Annotated in this window: 18 protein-coding genes; 16 read left to right on the forward strand and 2 right to left on the reverse strand. The window is 58.5% G+C overall.

Annotated features, from left to right (window positions below; genetic code table 11):
• Nucleotides 1–9: 9 nt before the first annotated feature.
• From pepP to BLV48_RS09480, 8 genes are all read left to right on the forward strand, one after another.
• A complete protein-coding gene (gene pepP / locus BLV48_RS09445) occupies nt 10–1,326 on the forward strand; it encodes a Xaa-Pro aminopeptidase (RefSeq protein ID WP_091826521.1) in 1,317 nt (438 codons plus the stop codon).
• A gap of 17 nt (nt 1,327–1,343) precedes the next feature.
• Complete coding sequence (gene ubiH, locus BLV48_RS09450; protein WP_091826342.1) at nt 1,344–2,588, forward strand: 2-octaprenyl-6-methoxyphenyl hydroxylase; 1,245 nt, start codon at nt 1,344–1,346, stop codon at nt 2,586–2,588.
• A gap of 24 nt (nt 2,589–2,612) precedes the next feature.
• A complete protein-coding gene (locus tag BLV48_RS09455; protein ID WP_091826344.1) occupies nt 2,613–3,878 on the forward strand; it encodes a UbiH/UbiF/VisC/COQ6 family ubiquinone biosynthesis hydroxylase in 1,266 nt (421 codons plus the stop codon).
• 126 nt (nt 3,879–4,004) lie between these two features.
• On the forward strand, nt 4,005–5,108 hold the full coding sequence (gene gcvT / locus BLV48_RS09460) for a glycine cleavage system aminomethyltransferase GcvT (protein ID WP_091826346.1): 1,104 nt from the start codon (nt 4,005–4,007) through the stop codon (nt 5,106–5,108).
• Nucleotides 5,109–5,137: 29 nt separating this feature from the next.
• Nucleotides 5,138–5,530: a glycine cleavage system protein GcvH gene (gene gcvH / locus BLV48_RS09465; protein ID WP_091826348.1), complete on the forward strand. Its 393-nt coding sequence runs from the start codon at nt 5,138–5,140 to the stop codon at nt 5,528–5,530.
• A 75-nt stretch (nt 5,531–5,605) separates the two neighbouring features.
• Nucleotides 5,606–6,802 (forward strand): class I SAM-dependent rRNA methyltransferase, encoded by a 1,197-nt coding sequence (locus BLV48_RS09470; protein WP_091826350.1) that lies wholly within the window; start codon nt 5,606–5,608, stop codon nt 6,800–6,802.
• Nucleotides 6,803–6,829: 27 nt separating this feature from the next.
• Nucleotides 6,830–7,867, forward strand: coding sequence for an NADP(H)-dependent aldo-keto reductase (locus tag BLV48_RS09475; RefSeq protein ID WP_091826351.1), 1,038 nt, complete (start codon nt 6,830–6,832; stop codon nt 7,865–7,867).
• 77 nt (nt 7,868–7,944) lie between these two features.
• On the forward strand, nt 7,945–8,364 hold the full coding sequence (locus BLV48_RS09480; RefSeq protein WP_254775007.1) for a CBS domain-containing protein: 420 nt from the start codon (nt 7,945–7,947) through the stop codon (nt 8,362–8,364).
• A gap of 49 nt (nt 8,365–8,413) precedes the next feature.
• Here BLV48_RS09480 and BLV48_RS09485 read toward each other — a convergent pair whose 3' ends face one another.
• The gene (locus BLV48_RS09485; RefSeq protein ID WP_091826353.1) at nt 8,414–9,070 is read right to left on the reverse strand and encodes a histidinol-phosphatase; all 657 of its coding nucleotides are present in this window, start codon (nt 9,068–9,070) and stop codon (nt 8,414–8,416) included.
• Nucleotides 9,071–9,235: 165 nt separating this feature from the next.
• Here BLV48_RS09485 and BLV48_RS09490 point away from each other — a divergent pair, with 165 nt between their 5' ends.
• Together BLV48_RS09490 and ptsP are read left to right on the forward strand one after the other, a co-directional pair.
• A complete protein-coding gene (locus BLV48_RS09490) occupies nt 9,236–9,712 on the forward strand; it encodes an RNA pyrophosphohydrolase (protein ID WP_091826354.1) in 477 nt (158 codons plus the stop codon).
• A gap of 38 nt (nt 9,713–9,750) precedes the next feature.
• Nucleotides 9,751–12,081: a phosphoenolpyruvate--protein phosphotransferase gene (gene ptsP, locus BLV48_RS09495; protein ID WP_091826525.1), complete on the forward strand. Its 2,331-nt coding sequence runs from the start codon at nt 9,751–9,753 to the stop codon at nt 12,079–12,081.
• On the opposite strand, the gene BLV48_RS09500 is transcribed toward ptsP, so the two are convergent.
• Complete coding sequence (locus BLV48_RS09500) at nt 11,987–12,802, reverse strand: NRDE family protein (RefSeq protein WP_091826356.1); 816 nt, start codon at nt 12,800–12,802, stop codon at nt 11,987–11,989. The genes ptsP and BLV48_RS09500 overlap by 95 nt on opposite strands.
• 70 nt (nt 12,803–12,872) lie before the next feature.
• Between BLV48_RS09500 and BLV48_RS09505 the strand changes: the two genes are divergently transcribed.
• The 6 genes from BLV48_RS09505 to BLV48_RS09530 all read left to right on the forward strand — a co-directional run bounded on the left by BLV48_RS09505 (nt 12,873) and on the right by BLV48_RS09530 (nt 17,596).
• Complete coding sequence (locus BLV48_RS09505; RefSeq protein ID WP_091826357.1) at nt 12,873–13,673, forward strand: sulfite exporter TauE/SafE family protein; 801 nt, start codon at nt 12,873–12,875, stop codon at nt 13,671–13,673.
• Nucleotides 13,674–13,679: 6 nt separating this feature from the next.
• The gene (gene lgt, locus BLV48_RS09510) at nt 13,680–14,462 is read left to right on the forward strand and encodes a prolipoprotein diacylglyceryl transferase (protein WP_091826359.1); all 783 of its coding nucleotides are present in this window, start codon (nt 13,680–13,682) and stop codon (nt 14,460–14,462) included.
• Nucleotides 14,463–14,529: 67 nt separating this feature from the next.
• Nucleotides 14,530–15,372 (forward strand): thymidylate synthase, encoded by an 843-nt coding sequence (locus BLV48_RS09515; protein WP_091826361.1) that lies wholly within the window; start codon nt 14,530–14,532, stop codon nt 15,370–15,372.
• 15 nt (nt 15,373–15,387) lie between these two features.
• Complete coding sequence (locus BLV48_RS09520; protein ID WP_091826362.1) at nt 15,388–15,912, forward strand: dihydrofolate reductase; 525 nt, start codon at nt 15,388–15,390, stop codon at nt 15,910–15,912.
• The gene (gene birA / locus BLV48_RS09525) at nt 15,909–16,874 is read left to right on the forward strand and encodes a bifunctional biotin--[acetyl-CoA-carboxylase] ligase/biotin operon repressor BirA (protein WP_254775008.1); all 966 of its coding nucleotides are present in this window, start codon (nt 15,909–15,911) and stop codon (nt 16,872–16,874) included. The genes BLV48_RS09520 and birA overlap by 4 nt, the downstream gene beginning before the upstream one ends.
• A complete protein-coding gene (locus BLV48_RS09530) occupies nt 16,871–17,596 on the forward strand; it encodes a type III pantothenate kinase (RefSeq protein ID WP_091826364.1) in 726 nt (241 codons plus the stop codon). Before birA ends, BLV48_RS09530 begins: the two co-directional genes overlap by 4 nt.
• Nucleotide 17,597: the final 1 nt, after the last annotated feature.

Genomic DNA, 17,597 nt, shown 5'->3' on the forward strand with positions numbered 1-17,597 from the left:
AAAGCCAGCATGAAAATTGCTCAATCTGAATTTGCCCGTCGCCGCCAAAGGTTGCTGGAAAAGTTGCCGGCCGGCAGTGTGGCGCTGGTCTGTGCAGCCCATCTGAAAACGCGCAACCGCGATGCCGAGTACAGCTTTCGCCAGGACAGCGATTTTTATTACCTGACCGGTTTTAATGAGCCGGACGCCTTGTTGCTCCTGATTCCCGGTCGAGTCGAGGGTGAGTTTGTGCTTTTCTGTCCGCCGCGCGACCCGCAGATGGAGATCTGGACCGGCTACCGCGCCGGCCCCGAGGGCTGTGTACGTGATTTTGGCGCGGACCAGGCGTTCTCGCTGACAGAGCTTGAGCAGACAGTGCCGAGCCTGTTGGATGGTGCCAGCCGGCTCTACTATGCACTGGGCAGCGATGAAGCCCTGGATGGTCGGGTACGCGGCTGGCTCAACGAGATTCGCGGCCGAGCCCGTCAGGGTGCGCAGGCGCCGGAAGAGCTGGTGCTGTTGGATAATTTGCTGCATGAGCTGCGCCTGTTCAAGTCTGAAGCCGAGCAGGAGGTGATGCGTCGTGCCGCCGAAATCTCGGCTGAAGCGCATTGCCGCGCCATGCGCGCAGCAAACCCCGGGATGCATGAATACCAGCTGGAGGCCGAGATTACCGGCTACTGCATGCAGCAGGGCGCCCGCTTTCAAGCCTACTCACCGATTGTGGGCGCCGGCGCCAACGCCTGCATTCTGCACTACATCGAAAACAGCGCTCAGATGCAGGATGGTGATCTGGTGCTGATCGATGCCGGTTGTGAGCTGGACAACTATGCCAGCGATATTACCCGTACCTTTCCGGTCAATGGCCGCTTCAGTGACGAACAAAAGGCGCTGTATCAGCTGGTACTGGATACCCAGGAAGCCTGCATCGCGGCGATGAAGCCTGGTGTCCCCTGGAACAAGATTCACGATCTGTCGGTTGAGTGTCTGACCGATGGGCTGATTAAGCTGGGTCTGCTTGTGGGCGAGCGTGATGCGTTGATTGAGGAAGGTGCCTATCGTCGTTTCTACATGCATCGCATCGGTCACTGGCTGGGGATGGATGTGCATGATGTGGGCCAGTACAAATTGAAGAGCGAGTGGCGACCGCTTGAGCCGGGTATGGTGATGACCGTGGAGCCGGGGCTGTATATCGCACCGGATGATGACAGTGTTGAGCCTCGCTGGCGCGGAATCGGTATCCGTATAGAAGATGATGTGCTGGTCACGCCTGCGGGCTGCGAGGTGCTTACTTCGGCCGTACCCAAAACCGTTGCCGCCATCGAAGAGCTGATGGCTCGCCGCTGACTCAGTGAGGAACGCGCATGCAGCAGTATGATCTGGTCATAATTGGTGGCGGCATGGTCGGGGCGAGTCTGGCCTGCGCCCTGCTGCCAACGGCAAAAGCGCTCAATCTGCGGATGGCACTGGTCGAAGCCCAGCCTTTGCCGGGTGCGGATGAGCCGATTTTCACCCCAAGTTACGACAATCGCTCAACGGCGCTGGCTCAGGGTGTGCGCACCCTGTATGAGCGTATGGGGCTTTGGCAGGCGCTGCAGGCTCATCTGACGCCGATCAATACCATACACGTGTCCGAGCGCGGGCGTTTCGGCACCACCCGGCTACAGGCCGAGGATGAGGCCGTCCCGGCGCTGGGCTATGTGGTAGAAAACCATTGGCTGGGTCAGGTGTTGAATAGCCAGCTACAGCGCAATGTCGGTCCGTGGCTGACTCTGATGGCGCCGGTCGAGGTGACTGCGCTGGAGCAGCGTGCCGGCGGCAACAGGCTGCAGCTGCAGGTCAACGGCGAGCAGCAGAGACTGCAGGCTGACCTGGTGGTCATGGCTGACGGTGGTCGCTCGTCCCTGCGCGAACAGCTGGGAATTGGCTACAGCGTACAGTCCTATGATCAGCATGCACTGGTTGCCAATGTGTCACTGGATCGGCCGCACCGCAACATAGCCTATGAGCGCTTCACTCAGGATGGCCCGCTGGCGCTGCTGCCCGGCGAATCGATCAACGGCCACAACCGTTGCGGTCTGGTCTGGACTCTGGGTGATGACGAGCTGGACGGGGTTCTGGCGCTGGATGACGCGGCGTTTCTGGCGCGCCTGCAGGAGCGCTTCGGTTACCGTGCCGGCCGTTTTACCGCGGTGGGTGAGCGCTATCATTACCCGCTGAAGCTGTCGCTGGCAGAAGAGCAGGTGCGTGCCGGGCTGGTGGTGCTGGGTAACGCCGCGCACGCCCTGCATCCGATTGCCGGACAGGGCTACAATCTTGCCCTGCGCGGCGCCGTTGCGCTGGCAGACTTGATCATCGCGCGCAAGCGTGCCGACCTTGCGCTGGGTGACCTGACTGCGCTGCAGGAGTTTGTTGAGCAGCGGCGTCAGGATCAGTTTCGTACCATTCAGTTCAGTGATCGAACCATGAAACTGTTTACCAGCCACAATCCACTGCTGCGGGCCCTGCGTGGCAGCGGGCTGCAGCTGCTTGAAAGTTGTCCTCCTGCCAAAACCCTGTTTGCCCGTGCCGCCATGGGGCTTGACCAGCCCGCCGCACGGCTTCGCTGACCCTCTTTCCTGTCGGAGCTGAACATGACCTCATCCTCTATGACCGATATTGTGATCAGTGGCGCCGGCATGGTGGGCGCCGCACTGGCCTGTGCGCTGGCACCTTCAGGTGTCAGGATTCAGCTGCTTGAGCAGCGTCCCGGATCGTTGCAGCAGTGGTTGGCAGAAGCCGACGCTGCCATGACTCTGGGCAGGCATGACGCCCGCGTCAGTGCTCTCAATCTGGCATCTGTTCAACTGCTGACCTCTTTGTTCGCCTGGAGCGGTGTGCAGGCAAGGCGTGCCGCAGCCTATACCGATATGGAGGTTTGGGATGGCGAGGGCAGTGGCCGTATCCATTTCAGTGCCGATGCCCTGCATGAAAACTGCCTGGGCTATATTGTTGAGAACAGTGTGATATTGGCGGCGCTGCATGAGCAGCTCAATCGGTTTGATAATGTGGAATTGATCAGCGATGTATCCCTGAGGCAGTTGTCGGCTCCTGATACCGATGGTCACCGCGAGCTGGTGTTGAGTAATGGTCGTCGCATTGAGACTCGGTTGCTGGTAGGGGCTGATGGAGCGGAATCCCTGACGCGACAGTTGTCAGGCATTGGTGCCACTGAGTGGGACTATGGTCATCACGCCATTGTCACCACTGTTCACACCGAACAGTCACACGCGGATACCTGCTGGCAGCGCTTTACCGAAGATGGCCCGCTGGCACTGCTGCCGCTGGCCGCGAAGAATGATCGTACCCTGTCAATTGTCTGGTCGACTTCACCCGAGCATGCTGCCAGCTTGATGGCGTTGGATGAAGCTGACTTCTGCACCGCCCTTGGGCGCGCTTTTGAACACCGCCTGGGGCGCATCGAGGGCTGTGACGAACGCCGCTCGATTGTGCTGCGCCAGCGCCACGCACACCGCTATGCCGAGACGGGACTTGCACTGGTGGGTGATGCCGCCCATACCATCCACCCCTTGGCCGGGCAGGGCGTAAATCTCGGTTTTATGGATGCCGCCGCGTTGGCTGAAGTGCTGCTGGCAGCCAAGGCGCGAGGTGAAAGCTGGACCGATGAAGCAGTGTTGCGCCGCTTCCAGCGTCAGCGTCGTAGCGCCAATCTGACCATGGCTGCTGCCATGGAAGGGTTTCGTCGCCTGTTTGCACCCCGGCCGCCGGTTGTGCGTCTGTTACGCAGCTGTGGCATGAATCTAACCGACCGGTTGGAGCCGCTTAAGCAACACTTGGTGCTGCAGGCGATGGGGCTTTCGGGTGAGCGACCGGCGCTGGCGTGGCGTCCAACTATTTGACGGGCGGTTAAAGATTGAACTGCGGCGTAAATGCCGATACATTGTCTTCCCTTTTTTTGTGTTAACCGGTTGCGACGTGGCTGTTGAAGCTGCAAATTCCGAACACTGCTGCAGATGAGTTTGCCGATGGGACATAAGACCGCACTCTACGAACAACATCATGCGCTGGGCGCCAAGCTGGTTGATTTCAGTGGTTGGGACATGCCACTGCATTACGGATCCCAGGTTGAAGAACATCATAAGGTACGTCAGAGCGCAGGCATGTTCGATGTGTCCCACATGACAGTGGTGGATGTGTCCGGAGCTCAGGCACGCAGTTACCTGCGCCACCTGCTGGCGAACGATGTGGCACTGTTGCGGCAGAAGGGTAAGGCGCTTTACAGCGGCATGTTGAACGAAAAGGGCGGCGTGATCGATGATCTGATCGTCTATTTGATGACCGAACCGGATTCATCCGGTGAATGGTATCGGGTAGTGGTCAACTGTGGTACCCGTGACAAGGATCTGCTCTGGATGGCTGATCAGGCCGTGCGCTTTGACGTTACGCTGACCGAGCAGCCCGACCTGGCCATGATTGCTGTACAGGGCCCGAAAGCGCGTCAGCGTGTGGAGCAGGTGGTAAGCGAGTCTCGTGCCCGCCTGATTTCCGAGCTGAAGCCCTTTGTGGGCCAGGAATCGGAAGGCTGGTTTATTGCGCGTACCGGCTATACTGGTGAGGACGGTCTGGAAATCATGCTGCCCGAAGAAGAGGCGGCAGACTTCTGGCAGCACTTGCTGGACGCGGGTGTCGCTCCTTGTGGTCTGGGCGCTCGTGATACCCTGCGACTGGAAGCGGGCATGAACCTGTACGGCTCCGATATGGATGAAAGTGTATCACCACTGGCCGCTGGTATGGGCTGGACCATCGCCTGGGAACCGGCAGAGCGCGACTTTGTCGGTCGAGCAGCGCTGGAAGCACAGAAGGCTGACGGGGTTGCCGAACGCCAGGTAGGCTTGGTCCTGACTGAACGTGGGGTGCTGCGCTCCCACCAGAAAGTGGTGGTCGATGGGCTGGGTGAAGGTGAAATTACCAGCGGCAGTTTCTCACCTACCCTGGGACACTCCATTGCGCTGGCGCGGGTGCCGGCAGGTATCGGCAGTGACGCCGAAGTCGAAGTGCGTGGCAAGCGTGTGCGCGTGCAGGTGGTGAAACCGCCGTTCGTACGCCATGGTGAAAAAGTTTTTTCCTGAATCCTGAACAAGACCGATAGGAAGCCCAGATGAGCAACATCCCCAATGAACTGAAATATGTCGCCAGCCACGAGTGGATCCGCGAAGAGGGTGAAGGTGTCGTGACCATCGGTATTACCGAGCACGCTCAGGACCTGCTGGGTGATGTGGTGTTTGTCGAATTGCCGGATGTGGGTGATGAAGTTTCAGCCGGGGATGATGCCGGTGTGGTGGAATCCGTCAAGGCCGCTTCCGATGTCTATGCTCCTCTCAGTGGTGAGGTCGTGGAAATCAATGAAGCACTTGAAGATTCTCCAGAACTGGTCAACTCTGATCCCTATGGTGATGGCTGGTTCTTCAAACTCAAGCTGACGGACCCAGCAGAGCTCGATGATCTGCTGGATGCCGACGGATACGCAGCGCACTGCGAGTCCGAAAGCTGAACCCGGCCGTTGGGCCTGCATAATTCCACTGTCCCGGCTCAGGCCGGGACAGTCATTTCAGAGCATGTGAATACGATGAATCTCAGACCCCTCCAGCTTCAGAACAATGCAGACCGCCGCCTTAGGGCTGGCCATCTTTGGATCTACAGCAACGAAGTGGACAACCAGGCCACACCGCTGAAGGCTTTCGAGCCCGGTGAGCAGGTGGTGGTACAGGATGCCCGTGGCAAAGCGCTGGGTATTGCCTCGGTAAACCCCAATACACTGATCTGTGGCCGAATGCTGAGCCGGGATCTGCGTTATCCGCTGGATCGCTCGCTGCTGGTACATCGCTTCAAGGTGGCCCAGTCACTGCGTGAAATGTGCTTTGATCAGCCCTGTTACCGGTTGATCTTTGGCGATGCCGATCTTTTGCCCGGGCTGGTGGTGGACCGTTTCTACGACATCTTTGTGGTGCAGATTTCCAGTGCCGGCATGGAACAGCTGCAGCAGGAAATCGTGGATGCGCTTAACAAAGTGTTCCAGCCGCAGGCGATTGTGTTCCGCAATGACGGCAAGATGCGTGCAACCGAAGGCTTGGAGACCTATGTCGAAGTGGTGCAGGGCGAAGTGCCGGAGCTTGCCCCGCTGATGGAAAACGGGGTGAACCTGCTGGCGCCGATTCTGACTGGACAGAAAACCGGCTGGTTTTATGACCACCGTGAGAACCGGGCGCGCATGCAGACGCTGGTCAAGGGCAAGCGGGTGCTGGATCTGTTCAGTTACGTTGGCGGCTGGGGGGCGCAGGCACTGGCCGCCGGTGCCCGCGAAGTGGTGTGTGTGGATGCTTCGGTGACGGCGCTGGAAGTGGCAGCCGAAAATGCGCGCATCAATGAGGGTGAAACCCGCTTCCGGGGCCTGCAGGGCGATGCCTTTGACCTGTGCAAGGCACTGGTCGCCGACAAGGAGCGCTTTGATGTAGTGATTGTGGACCCGCCGGCCTTTATCGCCCGGCGCAAGGATATCCGCAACGGCGAGCGTGCCTATGCCCGTATCAATAATCTGGCCATGCGGCTGCTGGAAAAGGACGGCACACTGATATCCGCGTCCTGTTCCATGCATCTGGAAAAGAGCCGTCTGGTAGATATTCTGCGCGCGAACAGCCGCGAGCTGGATCGTAACGGCCAGATCTTCGCGCAGGGCAGCCAGGGCTCGGATCACCCGATCCATCCGGCCATTCCCGAAACCGAATACCTGAAAGCCTACTTTATGCGCGTGCTGCCTTCAGGTTAAACAGGTCTAAAGTCAGAGGAGAGCGCAATGCAGTATCAAATGCTGGGACAGTCCGAGCTGAATGTCAGCCGTATCGCACTGGGGACCATGACCTTCGGGCGTCAGAACAGTGAGGCAGAAGCGTTCGAACAGCTCGATTATGCCTTGGCTCAGGGCGTGAACCTGATCGATGCCGCCGAGATGTATCCGGTGCCCACCGCTGCAGAGTTTCAGGGGCGTACGGAGCAGTATATCGGCAATTGGATGCAACAACGCGGTTGTCGGGATCAGGTCGTACTGGCCACCAAGGCAGCCGGTCCTGGCGAAATGGTTAGCTATTTGCGTCCTGATCTGCACCATGACGAGGCCAATCTGCGTGCGGCAATCGAAGGCAGCCTTACCCGTTTGCAAACGGATTATATCGACCTGTATCAGCTGCACTGGCCCGATCGCAAGACCAACTTCTTTGGCCAGCTGGGCTATCAGCACGACCCTTCAGCCGATGGCACGCCATTGGCTGAAACATTGCGTGTACTGGGGGACCTGGTAAGCGAGGGCAAGGTCCGCTACATCGGTCTGTCCAACGAAACCCCCTGGGGTACCATGAAGTGCCTTCAGCTGGCCGAGCAGCTGGGTCTGCCTCGGATCATCTCGGTACAGAATCCCTACAGCCTGCTCAACCGCACGACCGAGGTAGGGCTTGCCGAGGTGCTGCTGCGTGAAAAGGTGGGTCTGTTGGCCTACTCACCGCTGGGATTTGGCGTGCTCAGCGGCAAATACGCAGGAGGGGCCCGCCCTGAGGGATCGCGTCTGGCGCTGTTTCCCGAGTACAAGCGCTATATTACCGAGCAGGGACTTGCGGCCACCGATGCTTATTTGGCGCTGGCGGCCGAGCAGGGCATGGACCCGGCACAAATGGCGCTGGCCTATGTGAACAGCAGGCCTTTCCTGGGCAGTAATATCATTGGCGCGACTCGCATGACCCAGCTGCGCAGTAACCTCGCGTCCCTGCAGCTGACCCTGACTTCCGACCTGTTGGCAGAAATTGAAGCGATCCATCAACGCTACCCCAACCCCTGTCCCTGACTATAATCAAGACAGAAGCAGGCAACGATCTGAGATAATAGCCGCAAAAGACGACCGGTGACCCAAGGAGAGTCAATATGATTCATCAGCAACGCGTAGAGGATTTGATGCAGCCTGTACCCCATCCGCTGCACGTGGAGATGACGCTGGCCGAGGCGGTGGATCTGGTACTGCAGTCTGGCCAGAGCGGTTTGCCCGTGGTTGATGATGAGCATCGGGTGTGTGGCTTTGTGTCCGAGCATGATTGTGTCGGTTATCTAATCAGTGGCAGTTACCACTGTGATAGCCGGATTCAGGTGCGCGATATCATGTTCAGCGAGCCGCTGTGTGCCAGCCCCGGAGAGAACATTATTGATCAGGTGCAGAAAATGGGCGGTGATAAACCCAAAACCTGGCCGGTCGTGGGCAAGGACGGTCGGCTGGCGGGGGTGATTAGCCGTCGTTCCATCATGCGTGCGCTTAATGCCAGCATGAAAGCCTGCCGCACGCGCCTCTGATGGGGAATGGCCGCGCCGAAACAGAGTCACCCCGGCGCAGCCATCGATATCACTCCATCAACTGCAGGATCGGCCAGCCACGTGCCTCTGCCGTTGTGAGCAGGCGTTCACCCGGGTTGGTAGCTACCGGGTTGTCCACTACTTCCAGCAGTGGCAGGTCGTTATTGGAGTCGCTGTAGAACCAGCTGTCTTTCAGGCTGTGGCCGGTCTGTTTCAGCCACTGCTGGAGGCGTATCACCTTGCCACTCTGGAAACACGGCGTACCGGCGACCTTACCGGTGAAACGGCCGTTGATCATCTCTGGATCGGTGGCCAGCAGATCATCGACACCCAGCCGTTGGGCAATGGGTGCCGTTACGAAGCGGTTTGTTGCAGTGATGATCAGCAGAAAGTCGCCCTGTTCTCGGTGCTGTTGCAGCAATGCTTCCGCTTTGGGCAGGATGATCGGCTCGATGCACTCCTGCATGAATTCTGCGTGCCATCTGTCCAGTTGTTCCGGTGAGTGCTGAGCCAGTGGATTCAGCGCAAAATTCAGAAACTGGTGGATATCCATCTCGCCGCGCAGGTACTCTTCATAGAAGCGGTCATTGGCAGCGCGGTATTCCGTTTCGTCTACCACGCCCTTGCGGCACAAAAATTCGCCCCAGGCATGGTCGCTGTCGCCGCCGATCAGGGTATGGTCCAGATCAAAAATCGCCAGGCTCACGGCTAACTCCCTCAGTGTCGGTTGCCGGCGGAGCCGGCTGAAAATAAAGCGCAAGCATAGACGGGCCTGGAGGTACGTGCAATTGCCGAGAAGCGGTGGCTATTTGCCAAATCACGGATCTGTGGAACAATAAAACTAAAACGTATATTGATCGGGATCAGAATTGTGATTGATACAGATGGATTCAGGCCCAATGTCGGAATCATTCTGGTTAATTCGCAGGGTCAGGTTCTTTGGGCAAGACGCATCGGGCAGAACGCCTGGCAGTTCCCGCAGGGGGGCATACAGTCGAACGAAACGCCGGAGCAGGCAATGTATCGTGAACTGAGCGAAGAGATCGGTTTGTCGCCCCATGATGTTGAAATCATGGCGGTGACGAGAGGCTGGCTGCGCTACCGTTTGCCCAAACGCATGATCAGGCGCCACTCACACCCTGTGTGTGTAGGCCAGAAGCAGAAATGGTTCCTGTTGCGGATGCTCAGTGAAGACAGTGCCGTGCGGATCGACCATACCGACTCTCCCGAGTTTGATGGCTGGGAGTGGGTAAGTTATTGGTACCCTCTGGGGCAGGTGGTGTCCTTCAAGCGCGAGGTGTATCGGAAAGCGATGAAGGAGTTGTCACCGCGGTTGGCACGTTTATAGGCCGTGGTCTGATGCAGAGATAGGAGCGCTCCATGAGCATGTTGAGTGTACTGCGCAAAATCGTACAGGAAGTCAGTACTGCCCCGGACCTGGAGTCTGTGCTGGACCTGATTGTGCGCCGTATTCAGCGTGCCATGCGGACGGAGGTGTGCTCTATTTTTTTGCTGGACTCAGTGCAGAAGCGCTATGTACTGCGAGCAACCCAGGGGCTGAATCAGGAAGCGGTCGGCAAGGTCAGCCTGTCCATGACAGAGGGTATCGTGGGGCTTGTGGGACAGCGAGCCGAGCCGATCAACCTGGAAGATGCCTTCAGTCACCCGGCGTTTCACTACCTCCAGTCAACCGGAGAAGAGCGCTTTCATGCCTTCCTGGGGGTGCCGATCATCCATCACCGCAGTGTACTGGGGGTACTGGTCGTACAGCAGCATGATCTGCGCCGCTTTGATGAAAGTGAAGAGGCTTTTCTGGTAACGGTGTCGGCCCAGTTGGCGGGGGTTATCGCCCATGCAGAGGCGACCGGTTCAATCAACTCGGAGCAGCACCCCCAGGCCGAGGCGAAGGCGGTGCATGATCGTCGCTTCGATGGTGTGGCTGCCGCGTCGGGAGTGGCGATTGGAACTGTGGTCGTGGCAACCATCGACGCCGAGCTGGAAACCGTTCCAGACAAGACTCCACACGATGTCGAGCAGGAGCTGCACAGTCTGGAGATGGCGATGGAAGCGGTACGGGATGATATCCGCACCGCGGGACGCAGTCTGGCACAGCGGCTGAAGTCCGAAGAACAGGCGCTGTTTGACGTTTACCTGCGGATGCTGGATGACCCGGCGCTCAAGACTGAAATTGAGGCGCACATTCGTGCCGGCAACTGGGTTCAGGGCGCGCTGCGCGAAGTTATCCTTGGCCATGTGAAGCAGTTCAACGCCATGGAAGACGCCTACCTGCGTGAGCGGGCTACCGATGTGCGCGACCTTGGCCGGCGCATTCTCAGCTATCTGCAGGAAAGTGCAGGCCCGATGGAGGTAGATTATCCCGATGACAGTATCCTGATCGCAGATGAACTGTCGCCGGCGATGCTGGGCATGGTGCCGGAGAACAAGCTGGTCGGACTGGTATCGGTGACCGGCTCGGGCAATTCCCATGCAGCGATCATGGCACGCTCAATCGGCATACCCACCGTGATGGGGGTGGTCGACCTGCCCTTTACCCGCCTTGAAGGGCGCAAGGTGATAGTGGACGGTTACTCCGGTCGCATCTATGTGAACCCTTCGGAACAGTTGCTGGAAGCCTTCCGTGAAGTGATGCGTGAAGAGCGGTTGGTGGCAGCCGGGCTGGAAGGTCTCCGGGACCTGCCGGCTGAAACAACGGACGGTTATCGCATGCCGCTGTGGGTCAACACCGGGCTGGTGGCGGATGTGACCCGCTCACTGGAGCGTGGTGCCGAAGGGATCGGTCTGTATCGTACTGAAATTCCCTTCATGATCCGTGATTTCTTCCCCAGCGAACAGGAGCAGCTGCAGAGTTATCGCAGTCAGATGGAAGCGTTTGCACCACGGCCCGTGACCATGCGAACACTGGATATCGGCGGCGACAAGGCGCTGCCCTACTTCCCGATCGAGGAAGACAATCCCTTCCTGGGCTGGCGCGGTATCCGAGTAACCCTGGACCACCCCGAAATATTTCTGGTACAGGTGCGGGCCATGTTGCGCGCCTCCGAGGGGCTCAACAATCTGCGCATCATGCTGCCGATGGTGACCAGTGTGCACGAAGTCGAAGAGGCGATGCGCCAGATCGACCGTGCGTTGGCCGAGCTGCAGGATGAAGGTTACGCGGTTGAGCGCCCGATGGTCGGCGTGATGGTAGAGGTTCCGGCCGCGGTGTACCAGGTGCGCCGCTTTGCACGCATAGTCGATTTCATCTCAGTGGGGTCCAACGATTTGACCCAGTACCTGCTGGCGGTGGACCGCAACAACCCGCGCGTGGCCGGCTTGTATGCACCCTATCATCCCGCTGTATTGCGCGCGCTGCAGTACATTGCCCGTGAAACCCGCAAGGAGGGCAAGCCGGTTTCCATTTGTGGCGAGATGGCAGCTGACCCCGGCGGAGCTCTGCTGTTGATGGCGATGGGGTATGAAGTGCTGTCAATGAACTCCAACAACCTTCCACGGGTCAAGTCCGCCATTCGTGGTGTAAGCCTGGCCAGAGCGCAGTCACTGCTCAGCCAAGTGCTGCGCATGGATGATGCCGAAGAGATCCACCGGTATTTGCGTCGTACCCTCAAGCATCTCGGCCTGGGGCAGCTGACCCGGCCACGCCTTCCCAATCAACAGGAACCAGCAGAGGACGATCCAGACTGTAGCGGCGCAGACTGAGTGCGCGGCCATCCCGGTCGTATCCCTCCTCCAAAAACAGCATGCGGCCGCTGCGGTGCTGCAGCAAAAGAGTGCTGGCGCGGGTACCATAATCCGGCGAACGGATGAAGCAGGATGACAGCAGCCGTTCCCGTTCCAGCCGGATACCGGTATCCGGCAGTGCCTCATCACTGGGGCGATGCTCATCGTGCAGCAATCGCAGTAGCTGGGTTTCGCTCAGCTCACAGTTATCCATGGCGCGTGCCAGGGTTGCCCTGGCACGCAGTGCCTTTGGCCAGGGTGTATCCAACAGCGCGTTGCTTAATGCATGGATGCCGGGCATGACCGGCTGACACAGACCGTTGACGTTGCTGTAATGCCAAAGTCCCTTGCCATCGGCCAGCAGCAGGTTGAAGCCGGCACGTGCGGCTGTAAGGCTTTGGCAGAAATCCTGTGCCGATTGCTGAGAGAGAATGAACTCCGTAACCAGCGTCCCGCGGCTGGGGGCTTCCTCGGGTGGCTGGCGCCGTGCATCGCGGTGATTGGTAACCAGTGCAAAGCGATTGTTGTTCCCCAGTGCCATCCAGCTGCCGCCTGCCTGCAGATCCCGACCGCCCAAAATGGGCAGGTCTGGCCAGGGGGCGACGGGTGCGGTGGGGCGCGCATGAAATTCATCACGGTTGGCAACCAGCAGCAGCGGCCATTCCGGATCGGCATTAACGGCAATAGTGAGCAGACACACATCCCCTCCGGTTTCATCTGTGGGCAACAGTCACTAATATAATCGACTTTTTCGTACCAGGATTGAAACCATGTTAACAACTTTGGCGCTGTATCTGTTGCTGGGTGCGCTGGCTGGTGTCGTTGCCGGCCTGTTTGGAATCGGTGGCGGTCTGCTGATCGTGCCGGTGCTGATCGTTACCTTTGAGCTGCAGGGAATATCCGCTGCTGTACTGACCCATATGGCGGTGGCAACCTCGCTGGCAACCATCGTAGTCACGTCGATCAGCTCTGTTCGGGCGCATCACGGGCGTCGGGCGGTGCGCTGGGAACTGTTCCGGCCGCTGGGGGCGGGCATTCTGTTTGGCGCTCTGCTCGGCGTGAATACGGCAGTACAACTGCCTGGCCCGGTGTTGCAGCTGACCATCGGCATTTTTGTGCTGTTGGTAGCCATCCAGATGGCCCTGAATCTCAAGCCTTCTGCAGGTGATGCGCAGCCATCAAAACCTGAGCTTGGGGTAGCAGGGGCAGGGATTGGCTGGGCGTCTGCGATTTTCGGTATCGGTGGCGGTACCCTGACGGTGCCTTATCTGAACTGGCGTCGGATCGATATGCAGCAGGCAGTTGCGACTTCAGCGGCCTGTGGTCTTCCAATCGCACTGATGGGGGCCGGCACCAATATCTGGCTCGGCTGGGGTGAACAGCAGCTGCCAGCGTGGAGTCTGGGGTATGTTTACCTGCCGGCGTTTGCCGGTATTGTCGTGGCCAGCTATCTGACGGCGCCGATCGGTGCGCGGCTGGCACACAGTCTGCCGCAGGCGAAGCTGAAAAAGGTTTTTGCCCTGTTTTTGCTCGCGGTATCGCTGCGTTTTATTCTCGGTAATCTCTGGTGAGGCTTTATGTGGATTCATAATATCAACCCGCTGGCGCTGGAGCTGGGCCCGCTGCAAATTCACTGGTATGGACTGATGTATCTGATCGGTTTTGGCGGTGCCTGGTGGCTGGGCAATAGGCGTGCCCGTCAACCAGGTTCAGGCTGGACCGAGCAGCAGGTGTCGGATCTGGTATTCTGGGGCGCGGTCGGCGTGATCGTCGGTGGGCGTGCAGGCTACGTCCTGTTCTACAATTCTGACTATTTTCTGCAGGACCCGCTCTGGCTGTTCGCCGTGTGGGAGGGGGGCATGTCTTTCCACGGGGGCTTGCTGGGCGTGCTCGCGGTGGCATGGCTGTTTGCTAGGCGACAAGGGAAAACCTTCTTCGAAATCGGGGATTTCATTGCGCCACTGGTGCCGATCGGGCTCGGCGCTGGCCGGTTGGGCAACTTTATCGGCGGGGAGGTCTGGGGACGGCCAACGGATCAGTCTTGGGGCGTCATCTTCCCCCGTGCCGGTGACATGTTGGCACGACACCCGTCACAGCTGTATCAGATGCTGTTGGAGGGTGTTGTCCTGTTTGTATTGCTGTGGTGGTTTTCATCCCGTCCTCGCCCGCGCATGGCAGTGTCGGGCCTGTTTTTGATGGCGTATGGCAGTTTCCGCTTTCTGGTTGAATTTGTGCGTGAGCCGGACGGGCATCTCGGCTTTATCGCGTTTGACTGGCTGACCATGGGGCAGTTGTTGTCGCTGCCAATGCTGCTGCTGGGAGGGTTGCTGATGCTGCTGGCTTACCGCCGCAAAACATAGATCGATCTGGTCTACACAACCCAAACGCCCTAGAATGAAGTCCATTTGTTTTTGGAGCGGGGCGCATATGCAGCAGTATCTGGATCTGATGCGTGAGATCAAGGAGCAGGGCACTGACAAGGGTGATCGCACAGGTACAGGTACACGTTCCCTGTTCGGGCGCCAGATGCGGTTTGATCTGAGTGAAGGTTTTCCACTGTTGACCACTAAAAAGGTGCACCTGAAGTCGGTGATCTACGAGTTGCTCTGGTTTCTCTCAGGCAGCACCGACAACACCTGGCTGCAGCAGCGCGGGGTTAGTATCTGGAATGAATGGGCGCTGGAAAACGGTGAGCTGGGGCCGGTCTACGGCAAGCAGTGGCGTTCATGGGCCTGTCCGGATGGGTCCAGTATCGACCAGATCGCCACTGTTGTTGAACAGATCAAGCGCACCCCCAACTCACGCCGCCTGATCGTCAGTGGCTGGAACCCGGCGGATCTGCCGGATGAGTCGCTCAGCCCGCAAGAGAATGCCCGGCACGGCAAGGCAGCTCTCCCTCCCTGCCACACTCTGTTCCAGTTTTATGTGGCAAACGGTCGGCTGAGTTGCCAGCTGTATCAGCGCAGTGCCGATTTCTTTCTGGGGGTGCCATTCAATATAGCCTCCTATGCGCTACTGACCCACATGATCGCACAGCAATGTGATCTTGAGGTGGGGGAGTTTGTGCATACCTTTGGCGATCTGCACCTGTATGCAAATCATCTGAGTGATCCGGCCATTGTGGACGAACAGTTGTCGCGTACGCCCAAGCGCTTGCCTCAGCTGCAGATAAAGCGCCGCCCGGCGGATATCTTCAGCTATGAATACGATGATTTCGAGGTGATCGGCTATGCGCCTGATCCTGCCATTCGAGCCCCTATCGCTGTCTGAATCCGAGGAGATCTCATGCGTCTGGCGATGATTGCTGCCCAGTCTCAAAACCGAGTAATTGGTAATAACAATAAGCTGCCCTGGTATCTGCCGGAGGATCTGAAGTACTTCAAGCGGGTGACTTTGGGTAAGCCGATCATCATGGGGCGCAAAACCTTCGAGTCGATTGGTCGACCGCTGCCGGGACGCACCAACATCGTCATCACGCGCAATCCGGACTGGACTCATGATGGTGCAGGGGTCCGGGTTGTCCACAGTCTGCAACAGGCGATTGAGCTGGCGGAGAGCCTGGCACTCGTCAATGGCTTTGAGGAGTCGCTGGTCATTGGTGGTGCCGAGATATATGCACTTGCCCTGCCGCAGGCTGATCGCCTTTATTTGACTCAGGTTCATGCCGAGGTGCAGGGTGATGCGCATTTTCCGCCGCTCGACCCCACGCAGTGGCAAGAGATGGCTCGGGAAGACTTCAGTGCCATTGAGCCCAATCCTTATGATTACAGTTTTATCGTGCTGGATCGTGCTGGAGGCAAGACTGCATGATGCTGGATAACCTGTTGCGGGTTCTGGCTGATGGTGCATTCCATTCCGGCAGTGAACTTGGTCGAACCCTGGGCATCAGTCGCAGTGCTGTCTGGAAGCACATGCAGCGGCTGCAGGAGCTGGGTGTTGAGGTGTATAGCGTGAAGGGACGGGGATATCGTATTCCCGGAGGCCTGGATCTGCTGGATGAAGCTGACCTGCAGCAGCAGCTGCCGCAACCTGTGCGAGACCGGCTTGGGCAGTTGGTGCTGACGGTGGAAACGGATTCAACCAATACGCGTGCACTGGATGCCATGCAGGCGGGGCTCACGACTGGGCTGTTCGCTTCCGAGTATCAGCACTCGGGACGGGGGCGACGTGGGCGGCAATGGGTCAGCCCGCTGGGCTCAAGTCTTTGTTTCTCTCTGGCCTGGCGCTTTAACAGTGGTGCTGCCGCCCTTGAGGGGCTCAGTCTTGCTGTCGGGTTGGCACTGCAGCAGGCGTTGGCACAGGAGGGGCTAGTGAATATCGGTCTCAAGTGGCCCAATGATCTGCTGGTGAATGATGCCAAGTTGGGTGGAATTCTGATTGAACTCAGTGGCGATGCGGCGGGTGAATGTCAGGTGGCTATTGGTATAGGTCTCAATGTCCAATTGCCTGAAGCAATGGTTGAGCAGCTGGATCAACCCTGTGTGGACCTGACTCAGCTGGGATATTCCGGTTCAAAAACACAGCTGCTTGCGACTGTGGTGAGTGAGCTGATCCACATGCTGGAGCGCTTTGAAACCAGTGGCTTTGCGCCACTGCGTTCCGCCTGGGAGGAGGCCAACGCCTTTCGTGGGCGCGAGGTGGCGCTGACCTCAGGGCCACGCCGGTATGAAGGGGTCTGTTTGGGGGTGACTGATCAAGGTGGGTTGCGGCTGCAAACGAGTGCCGGACAGGAAGTGTTCCATGGTGGCGAAATGAGCGTGCGACTGCAATGATACTTGAGGTCGATGCGGGTAATACGTTCATCAAATGGCGCTACAGACAGGGGAATGACGCTGCAGCGGCAAGCGGGCGCTGGCTGACGCGCGACTTCAGTGCTGCGAGTCTGGCTGACTGCCCTGAGGTGCCGCAACAGGTGCTGGCAGGCTCGGTTGCCGGTGTCGCTTTCGAGCAGGCGTTGTCTGCATCAGTTGCAGCGGTTTGGGGTGTGCCGGTGCGATTTGCGCGAACGGCTACAGCGGCTGCCGGTGTGCGTAACAGTTATGCTGATCCGGCCAGAATGGGGGTTGATCGCTGGTTGGTGATGTTGGCAGCCTGGCAGCGTTGCGGGCAGGCCTGCTGCATCATTGATTGTGGCAGTGCAATTACAATCGATCTGCTCGGTGCCGAAGGTGAACATCTCGGCGGCTATATACTACCGGGCCTGCGCTTGATGCGTCAGGTGTTGACCGGCTCTACGGCCGGCATACTGGTCGATCGTGACATCGAGGTGTTCAGTCTTGAACCGGGTTGTGATACCAGCAGTGCTGTGGCTCATGGAACAAATCTGATGTTCAGCTCGCTGGCACAAATGCTGCCGCGTTGGCTGGAACAGCAGCAGACAGGTGCGCCCTTGCTGGTGACCGGGGGTGATGGTGCTCTGTTTTGCGAACTTATGGGTATGGGAGAGCTTGTGCCTGATCTGGTCCTTGAAGGACTGCGTTGGGCGCTGGAGTAAG

Origin of the sequence: Marinobacterium iners DSM 11526, assembly GCF_900107855.1 — a bacterium.
GTDB classification, from domain to species: domain Bacteria; phylum Pseudomonadota; class Gammaproteobacteria; order Pseudomonadales; family Balneatricaceae; genus Marinobacterium; species Marinobacterium iners.

What these genes read in the sequence shown, in the direction of transcription:
- pepP (WP_091826521.1), top strand. Translation starts at nt 10, where the DNA reads ATGAAAATTGCTCAATCTGAATTTGCCCGTCGCCGCCAAAGGTTGCTG.
- ubiH (WP_091826342.1), top strand. Translation starts at nt 1,344, where the DNA reads ATGCAGCAGTATGATCTGGTCATAATTGGTGGCGGCATGGTCGGGGCG.
- BLV48_RS09455 (WP_091826344.1), top strand. Translation starts at nt 2,613, where the DNA reads ATGACCTCATCCTCTATGACCGATATTGTGATCAGTGGCGCCGGCATG.
- gcvT (WP_091826346.1), top strand. Translation starts at nt 4,005, where the DNA reads ATGGGACATAAGACCGCACTCTACGAACAACATCATGCGCTGGGCGCC.
- gcvH (WP_091826348.1), top strand. Translation starts at nt 5,138, where the DNA reads ATGAGCAACATCCCCAATGAACTGAAATATGTCGCCAGCCACGAGTGG.
- BLV48_RS09470 (WP_091826350.1), top strand. Translation starts at nt 5,606, where the DNA reads ATGAATCTCAGACCCCTCCAGCTTCAGAACAATGCAGACCGCCGCCTT.
- BLV48_RS09475 (WP_091826351.1), top strand. Translation starts at nt 6,830, where the DNA reads ATGCAGTATCAAATGCTGGGACAGTCCGAGCTGAATGTCAGCCGTATC.
- BLV48_RS09480 (WP_254775007.1), top strand. Translation starts at nt 7,945, where the DNA reads ATGATTCATCAGCAACGCGTAGAGGATTTGATGCAGCCTGTACCCCAT.
- ptsP (WP_091826525.1), top strand. Translation starts at nt 9,751, where the DNA reads ATGTTGAGTGTACTGCGCAAAATCGTACAGGAAGTCAGTACTGCCCCG.
- BLV48_RS09505 (WP_091826357.1), top strand. Translation starts at nt 12,873, where the DNA reads ATGTTAACAACTTTGGCGCTGTATCTGTTGCTGGGTGCGCTGGCTGGT.
- lgt (WP_091826359.1), top strand. Translation starts at nt 13,680, where the DNA reads ATGTGGATTCATAATATCAACCCGCTGGCGCTGGAGCTGGGCCCGCTG.
- BLV48_RS09515 (WP_091826361.1), top strand. Translation starts at nt 14,530, where the DNA reads ATGCAGCAGTATCTGGATCTGATGCGTGAGATCAAGGAGCAGGGCACT.
- BLV48_RS09520 (WP_091826362.1), top strand. Translation starts at nt 15,388, where the DNA reads ATGCGTCTGGCGATGATTGCTGCCCAGTCTCAAAACCGAGTAATTGGT.
- birA (WP_254775008.1), top strand. Translation starts at nt 15,909, where the DNA reads ATGATGCTGGATAACCTGTTGCGGGTTCTGGCTGATGGTGCATTCCAT.
- BLV48_RS09530 (WP_091826364.1), top strand. Translation starts at nt 16,871, where the DNA reads ATGATACTTGAGGTCGATGCGGGTAATACGTTCATCAAATGGCGCTAC.